The organism is Acinetobacter sp. NBRC 110496 (assembly GCF_000876115.1).
Lineage (GTDB): Bacteria > Pseudomonadota > Gammaproteobacteria > Pseudomonadales > Moraxellaceae > Acinetobacter.
Genome location: NZ_BBTF01000084.1, coordinates 1 through 8922, shown reverse-complemented (window position 1 = coordinate 8922; position 8922 = coordinate 1). Strand labels below are relative to the sequence as shown.

The window sequence follows — 8922 nt, the reverse complement described above, 5'->3', positions numbered from 1 at the left end:
TTGATTCCACACTATCGTTTATTAATGAAGGAAGTTTTTCAAATTGAACTGAATAATAGTGGATTTAAGAGAGGAGGATTAAAATGAATTATCAATACAGTCAAGAAGCTCAGAAACGAATTTCAGCCTTAGGTCAAGCTACAATCGTTACATTTATTGAAGATGTTCCCTTAAATATTCGTAAAGATGCTTATAAAATTCTTCCAAAAGTCCAAGGTTTTCGGCCTAATTCTCCAGCAGAGCTCAAAGAAAAGCAAAAACGATTAATCACACATTTAGCTCATCCTCAACTCAGTGTTCAAAAGACAACCGACTGGGTATGTTTTGCTTATATTTGGTATTCATGGGCAAAATTTAAATTAGGAGAAAATTTCCCAACTGGAGAAAGTATAGAGTCAACTTCTGAATCAGGGCTAGCATTTTTCTTAGAATTAAAAAAACTCTTTCCTGAAGCTGAAAGAGAAATTATTGAACAACTATTTATGTTTAGTTGCTTTCCAGAGCATGCTAATACTAATGAAATGTTTATCCATTTCAAAACAGCCAAAGTTATTGAAAGAGAAAGAATGATTAATGGGTTTTCCTCCCGTTTAGAACAGATTGAACGAAGTTTTAATAAAGTAAAAAATAATACATTAGATGCTATTAAACGTTTAGATAATTTTGAGCCTTATTTCAGTTCTTTTAATGATAGTCTAGAAGAAACTATTAGAAAATCTAATAGTAACTCAAAAGAAATAAATTTGTTACGAGATGGTTTGGAAAATAATTTTAAAAAAATTGATTTTGTTCAAGAGGTTGTGGATAAATTTTTTGTTTCTGAAAGTGATGTAAAAAAAGAGATTACGGAAGTTAGTTTACAAGTTTCATCTCTGAAAATGGATATTCAGGAGCTCTCTATTAATATAAAAGAATTGCAAGAAGAAAAAAAAGATTTGATGAGTATAAAAAATATTGTAACGGGTCTTTTAGAACGTGAAAAACAGAAAGAAAATAGTTTAAAAGTTATAGATGATTTAATTGCTCAGGTTACTATGCTAGAGGGTATGTCATTAAACCAGAATAATGAAGCAGATATAAAGCAAACTAATAGATTAGTAGAGTATGAAGTAGAAGGAGATTTAGTTGATATTTCCTCTGTTAAAGAGGCTTGTAATTTGGTCGCATTTAATCTTAAAGCCGTGGGAGTTATTAAGTCTGAAGTAATTGCTCGACAAATTATTGCGACTTTTATAGCTGGACAGATAGTACAATTTTCAGGATCACTTGCTAATTTAATAGCAGATGCTGTCGCGGCGGCTATTGGAGGTCCAATCTATCATGAGTGGCGAGTACCGATTGGTTTAATAGATGGTGATAAAGGAACTGATTACATTGAAAAAACTATTAATACTTCAGGTTGTTTAATATTAAAAGGTGTAAATCTTTCTGCTTTTGAAGTTTATGGTGCTGAAATTCGAGATATTGTTATACGGAGACAATATGGTTTTCTAGAGTTTGGACGATTAGCTTTAATTGCAACTTGGACTAAGGGACCTGCAACTTTTCCCGATGGTGGTACAGTTACTGAGTTAGGCCCTTTATTTGATACAGATACTATAAAAATGAGAGGGGTAACTAGTAAATTCCCTTCGTGGAAGTATGGAAATCTTTTGGAAAAAAACTGGAATACTCTTGAGGGACTTGAATTTGATGAAGCGCTTTCAAAAGTTGATGACCTGAAAGAGATTTTAAGAGAGGTAAATTTTGAGGGTGGTAATCTATGGCGTCGTTTAATTGTTAATTATCTTCAGATTCTTAGTGCTATACCAAGTGATGTTTCCAAAGATGATCTTCATTTTTTATTAGTTTCATGGATTATTCCTTGGGCCAGAATACTAGGGGAACCAGTTGTTGAGATTACACGTATTGCAGAGAGAGAATTAGTAGAACAGCGAGAAATATCTGATTAAGGGGATGATATGAAGCTGAAATCTTTATCCGTTTTGGAAGCAGAAAAGTTTATTGCTAGAGAATTAAATTGTTATCTAGTGGGAGAGGGGGTGCGAATTTCAGCTATATCTGAGTGTCTAAGAGCAATGATGTATATTTGCTCGCAAGAACATGGGGTATGGCAACCTATATCGTCCATAAGGCTTACCAATATGGTACGTCATAGGTTCAGACTTATATGGAATAATTTAGACGATAAAGAAAATAATAATGATCTAACTGTGCTTGATTTATTAAATGATTTACATGACTTGGGCGACATGGTTCGGCTTCATGGTGGAAGATGGCTTCCTGCTCCTCCCCATGTTTTAAATATTGATGGTGGTAAGGCAATTTTATTTGGAGGAGGGGCTTTGAATACACTCCCTTCACCAGTTATTGCATCAATAAGGGTAAGTGGAAGAGTCCGGATAATTGAGCAAGCTATTTGTGACAATTGGGCAGAAGTATGGAGTATTGATGAATGGATTGGTCTACCTTATGAAAATCTTGATGTATGGTCTGTGCATTTTTTGAAAGAAGCTACTAAGAAATTTGTTAATGTGCCTGATGATTTGGGTGAGGTACTAATATATTTAAAAGGTAAATGGATGCAACTTACTGAAGTAACGAAAATAGATAATAGCCTAAACCTTTGTAAAACTGTATGTGGACAAAATGTAAACTATTTTATTGGTGAATTTAATCACGGAAGAGCTCAAAAACTTGCTTCTATAAATTTTGATGATGCAAAACGTCTACGTTTTTATTTGGATGCCCGCTATGGTCGGCCTATTAGACTTAGAGCTGTAATGGGTAAGGACTTATTAATATTAAAGCTAAAACGTAGTTTACCAAAAAATGAGGCAAAAGTTCTTCTGCTTGGTTGGCAAAATTATTTATCTAAGACCCAACATTCCTATGAAAAAGAATATACATTTCCTGTAGAAGTAATGCCTGTTATTCGTAAAGTTTGCGAGAGACTTAGAATTGTGTTGGAAGAATGTATTGATGGAGGGGCGAATCGATGAATACTAAAGGGAACATAATAGAAGCATCTGGTGTACATGAAACTGTAAAAAGTTTAGCTAAAAGTCTTCGTCAGTATATTGAGGCTCAATACCATATTCGTGATGAGAGTTTGATCCAGGAAAGACATGCATTACTTAAACAAGTAGGTACTATTGCTCAAGTTCCTTATATTGAGTCTACATTAGTTTATAAACAGATCGACTCGTATGAAGAACTACCTATTCCGAAACCAGCTATAAGTGCCCTTACCAAAATTGCTGAATTAAATATAGGTTTATTTCCTAAACCTTATACACATCAAGCTCAAGCTTTAGCTGCATTCTTGGGAGAGGAAGCTGCTGATCTTGTAGTAGCCACTGGTACAGGTTCAGGGAAAACAGAAAGTTTTTTGATGCCTATTATAGGGACATTGGCAATAGAAGGTGAAGAAAGGCCTGAATCAGCTATTTTACCTGGTTGTAGGGCAATGCTGTTATATCCAATGAATGCATTGGTTAATGATCAACTTGCACGTATTCGTCGACTTCTTGGTAATTCAGAGGCTGCGAATATTTTATTAAATAAGAGAAAAAAACCTATACGTTTTGGAAGTTATACTGGACGAACACCTTATCCAGGACAAAGATCTGCTCAAAGAGATGAGCGATTTATTAAACCGCTTTTTGAGGAGTTCTATAATAAGATTTCGAAAAAAACAGAAATTAAGAAAGAGTTGGAGCGAATAGGTCGTTGGCCTAGTAAAGATCTCGATAGTTTTTATAAACAAGATGCTGTTGAGAATAAAACCTATGCATCAGGTAAAAAAATTGGTAAGCCATTTACTTCTAACAATTGGAGTTCGCGTTTAAAGACTCAGCCCGATGATCGTGAACTTATGACTCGCCATGAAATGCAGCAAGAATGTCCTGAATTAATTATTACTAACTATTCAATGCTCGAATATATGCTTATGCGGCCTATTGAGAGTGAAATCTTCGAGCAAACTAAAAATTGGCTTAAATCAGATTCAAGGAATGAATTCATTTTAGTTATTGATGAGGCTCATATGTACCGAGGTGCTGGGGGGGCTGAGGTAGCACTGTTAATCAGGCGTCTTTGCGCACGGTTAGAAATTCCTCGTGAACGTATGCGATGTATATTAACTAGCGCAAGTCTTGGGGTTGGCCAAACAGCCATTGAGGATGGTAAACGTTTCGCACGTGATTTAACAGGTTTACAAGAAAGTTCTTTTCGAGATTTTAAGGTAATTCAAGGTACTACAGAGTCTCGTTTAATAGCAAGAAATGCAACATCAAATGAGGTGGAAGCATTAGCTAAGTTTAATTTAGCTGCTTTCCAAAATGCTGTTAATAATTTAAATGATGCATTAATTGCTATTAATGAACTTGCAAGTAATTTGGGATGGAAAGTATCAGTTCTCAAAGATTATGAAGAATTAAGAAATTGGCTTTTTGAGAATATGGAGGGGTTCGGTCCCCTTGAAAGTCTCATTTCAAAGGTATCAGGTAAGGCTGTTAGACTCGATGATCTCCGAGATGAGTTATTTCCTGGGTATACCTTAGATAAATCTATAAAAGCTATGGACGTTTTGCTTGCTCTCGGGAGTAGTGCTAGACGTACTTCAGATGGGCGCATTTTAATTCCAACACGTCTTCATCTCTTTCACCGAGGCTTACCAGGATTATTTGCATGTGTGAATCCTGTCTGTTCAGAAAGACTTGCAAGTCGCCAAAGACCCTCTTTGTTAGGTCGTCTTCATACTAAACCTATGAATTGGTGTGGTTGCGAAGAGAAAGGAAGAGTATATGAGCTACTTACACACCGTGATTGCGGAGCAGCATTTATCCGTGGTTATGTTAACTCGGATATGGATTTTGTTTGGGATCAGCCGAGTGGCCCTTTATCGCTGGATGGTGTTGCTAATCTTATTCCTATTGAAATTTTAATTGAAGAAGATGTACATCCACGTAGTCGTTATAGAGAAATGTGGTTACATATTTCAACTGGTAGACTTTTATCTATTTGTCCATCTAATCCTTCGGGATTTCGAAAGGTTCGTGTACCAGATAAACCAGCAGTCGAACCAGAGATTGTATTTGATGAGTGCCCTATTTGCATCCGTAAAACACGTAGTTCTAAGAGTGAAACTTCTAAAATTATGGATCATCTGACCAAAGGTGAGGATCCTTTCACGACTTTAATTAGAACGCAGATGATTCGGCAACCAGCTAGCCGTTCTTTCGATGCTAAACATCCTAATGGTGGTAGAAAAGTGCTCATCTTTTCTGATGGGCGACAAAAAGCAGCTCGATTAGCTCGAGATATGCCTCGCAATATTGAACTTGATGTATTCCGACAAGTGATTGCTCTTGCTTGTGTTCGATTGGAAAAAATTTCAAAGGAAGCAAAACCTAATGCCAATCTCTATCTTGCTTTCATATCTATTTTATCTGAGCATGACTTATCTATTTTTGACGGATACGATGCAAAAAAGATTGAGACTATTCGTAATGAATTTGAGCGCGACTATGATGGTAGTTTAAAGCAAGCTTTCGATGATGATTTTTGTCCGCCAGATATCCCTGCAAGATACCAAATAGTTTTGCTTAAATTACTTTGTAGTAACTATTATTCACTTTCAGGAACAACTGTTGGTTTTGTTGAACCTGTAAAAACAAAACTTTCAAAACTAAAGAATGAGATAAAAAACGCAGGACTAACTATCGATGACGAAGATGTCTATGCGCTCGCAGTAGTTTGGATTGATACATTGTTGCAAGATTTTGCCTTTGATGAAACTATAGATCCGACAATTCGTAGTAAAGCTGCTGGCTATTACAAGCCAGATTGGGGTAGTAAAGGAAAATTTGGAGCCGCATTTAGAGAAGCTCTTATTGTTCGGTTAGGATGGAATAATGAAATTGTTGAGATTGTTGAATCTATATTCTGTAAGCAATTAGCAAGTAAAAAAGATGATGTGTGGTTTCTCTCTACTAATTCACTTCGCTTGAAAATTGATTTATATCATGTTTGGACTCAATGTATAGAATGTACTGCTCTCATGCCTTTGGCTTTTAATGATAGGATTTGTTTAGCCTGCGGCAGTGATGATACAAAGCCAGTTGATCCTGTGGAAAATAATTATATAGCTGCACGTAAAGGTTTTTGGCGCTTACCTATACATGATGCTCTTACAGCAAACTATAGATTGTCAAATTTAAGTGTAGAAGAACACACAGCTCAATTATCCCATCGAGATAATAATAGTGTTCATGCTACTACTGAACTTTATGAACTTAGATTTCAAGACGTACTTATAGATGATTCTGATAGACCAATAGACGTTCTTAGCTGTACTACAACAATGGAAGTAGGAGTAGATATTGGTTCATTAGTCGCTGTAGCATTAAGGAATGTGCCACCTCAGCGTGAAAATTATCAGCAACGAGCTGGGCGGGCAGGGCGTAGAGGCTCTTCTGTTTCGACAGTTGTGACATATTCGCAGACAGGACCTCATGATAGTTATTATTTCTTAAATCCAGAACATATTGTAGCAGGTCCGCCACGTACTCCAGAAGTAAAAGTTGATAATTCTAAAATTGCCAGAAGACATGTTCATGCTTATTTAATTCAAACCTTTTTTCATGAAATTATGAATAAAGATTTGTGTGGATCTAGTGAAAAAACTTCAATTTTGGAAAAGGCTCTTGGGCTTACAAAAGATTTTTTCCATGGAGCAACAGAGACTAACCTTAATCTTAATGGTTTTGAAGAGTGGGTTTCACGTCGTATTTTATCCACGAATGGTGATTTAAGAGGGTCTATTGTTAATTGGCTTCCTTCATCACTTGAGACTAATGGATCTACGCTTGAAGAATGGCTTGTTGAGGTTAGCAAAGATTTCTTGAAGATTTTAAGTCATCTAGGAAAAAATATATTACCTCCTAGTTCTTTAGTTACTGAACAACAGACTGAAAATAACGATCTTGAATCAAAGCTAGAACAAGAGAATTTACTTGAATTCTTATTTTTTCATGGTTTGTTACCAAGTTATGCATTCCCAACTAATTTAAGTAGCTTCTTAGTAGAAAAAGCCTCGAAGAACAGTAAAGGCTTATGGGAGACACGTACGGTTCAAAGGCCTCAACAATCTTTATCTAAAGCCCTAAGTGAATATGCTCCTGGAAGGTTAATTGTTATTGATAAAAAGACTTATCGATCGGGAGGAGTCTTTGCTGATTTTCCAACGGGTGAGATTAGTCGAGCTAAACCGCTTTTTATGGCAGCTAAGAAATTAATACACTGTGAGTTTTGTTCTTTTATGCGTGATCCACATAAACATAAAGTTCTAGAGGAGGATCATATTTGTCCTGTGTGTAAAGGAAAATTAAAAGAAGAAGTTATGATACAGCCTGAAGTTTTTGGTGCAGAGGGTGCTAAAGAACTTAGAGAAGATGATCGTGAGCAGGAAATAACCTTTGCAACAATGGCACAATTTCCACAACCTGTTGATCCTGAAAGTTTTATGTTTAAATCTTGTGGTCCAAATGCTATTTTTACTCATGCTGTCGATCAAAGGTTAGTAACAGTTAACTGGGGTAAAGAGAATGGAGAGTTAGGAGGGTTTTCTGTATGTACTGATTGTGGTCGAGCTACTGTCTACAATCCTCATGAACTACCTGAAAGGCCTCATTCTCGTCCATATCAAAGTTCAAAAATGCAATGTTCTGGTGAATATGAGCGCGTTATTTTAGGATATGATTTCCGGACTGATTTATTGTTATTAAGATTGAAAGTTTCATCACCGATTGTGAATGATACAACTAATCCTATATCTCTATATATACTTGAAGATGCTCTTCATACGATTGCTGAAGCATTACGATTGGCAGCAAGTCGCCATCCTCAATTGGATATTGATCCTGCTGAGTTTGGTTCCAGTTTTCGTGTCGTACCAGCTTTAGAAACCCAGCAAGCTCGCATGTTAGATGTTTTTCTATATGACACCCTTTCAGGCGGTGGGGGATATGCTGAAGTTGTTTCAAGAAACTTAACAGAAATTCTGAATGCTACGTTAGCTTTATTAGATAATTGCTCATGTGATACTTCCTGTACAGAATGTCTGAATCACTTTCATAACCAACATATCCAAAGTCGTTTAGATAGAAGACTTGGTGCATCACTTCTAAGATATGCTATTCATGGAGAAGAACCCTCTTATTCGCTACCTCATGTACAGATAAATACAATGTCACAACTGAGTAGTGTTTTAGAGTTGGATGGTTTTGAATGTTTTGAAAAAGGAATACCTGAAGCCCCATTGTTAATAGAGCGAGATGGGCGGAAGCTAGCATTAGGTTGTTATCCTGGTCTTCTTGAAAAAGAGTTTATTCATCCAGTTTATTCTGCAAATAATGTAGATTTTTCTCTAGCAGTCAATGAGTATATACTTAGATCTAACCTTCCTAATATACACCAGAAGATCAAAGAGCTTTTTGAAACTAATTAATAAATGGTGAAAAGTGAAATTATAATGTGATGGGTGGTATTAATAGTTACCTATCACAACTTAAATTAAGGCTGTAGTTAGTAGAATCTTATTTGTAACTATAGGTTTTTTGTGCTGTTAATTTAATGAAGCAGATTAGATGTTAGTGAATTATAGGGTGTTAAATCAATGAGTGTTCTTGTGCAAGATTATTTTATTTCAAATGAGATAGATGCTATTAAGCTTTTAGAGAAAATATTGGATGATAAAATAAATATAGAAAATTTAAATATTGTTGTGAAGGATTTTACACCCTTTAATTTACATGTTTCAGGTGAAAAATATCATCAGACAATAACATCTTCTGTAATGAAAGGTTTCCTAGAAATGCAATCTGCTATCTATAAAACATATTCATTAATTCGTTACAA

The 8922-nt window shown here is 35.6% G+C and carries 4 protein-coding genes; all 4 read left to right on the top strand.

Annotated features, from left to right (window positions below; all coding sequences use genetic code 11):
* The first annotated feature begins 83 nt into the window (after positions 1 to 83).
* Entirely contained in the window at positions 84 to 1952 is a 1869-nt protein-coding gene (locus tag Aba26S_RS19900; protein ID WP_043974637.1) for a hypothetical protein, read from the top strand.
* 9 nt (positions 1953 to 1961) lie between these two features.
* Entirely contained in the window at positions 1962 to 3002 is a 1041-nt protein-coding gene (locus tag Aba26S_RS19895; RefSeq protein ID WP_043974635.1) for a hypothetical protein, read from the top strand.
* A complete protein-coding gene (locus Aba26S_RS19890) occupies positions 2999 to 8512 on the top strand; it encodes a DEAD/DEAH box helicase (RefSeq protein ID WP_043974632.1) in 5514 nt (1837 codons plus the stop codon). Before Aba26S_RS19895 ends, Aba26S_RS19890 begins: the two co-directional genes overlap by 4 nt.
* A 168-nt stretch (positions 8513 to 8680) precedes the next feature.
* Positions 8681 to 8922: hypothetical protein (locus Aba26S_RS19885; protein ID WP_043974630.1), on the top strand; the 242-nt coding region annotated here is incomplete at its 3' end.

Excerpts from the sequence above, each read along its gene's own strand:
- Aba26S_RS19895 (WP_043974635.1), top strand. The coding sequence starts at position 1,962 with ATGAAGCTGAAATCTTTATCCGTTTTGGAAGCAGAAAAGTTTATTGCT.
- Aba26S_RS19900 (WP_043974637.1), top strand. The coding sequence starts at position 84 with ATGAATTATCAATACAGTCAAGAAGCTCAGAAACGAATTTCAGCCTTA.
- Aba26S_RS19890 (WP_043974632.1), top strand. The coding sequence starts at position 2,999 with ATGAATACTAAAGGGAACATAATAGAAGCATCTGGTGTACATGAAACT.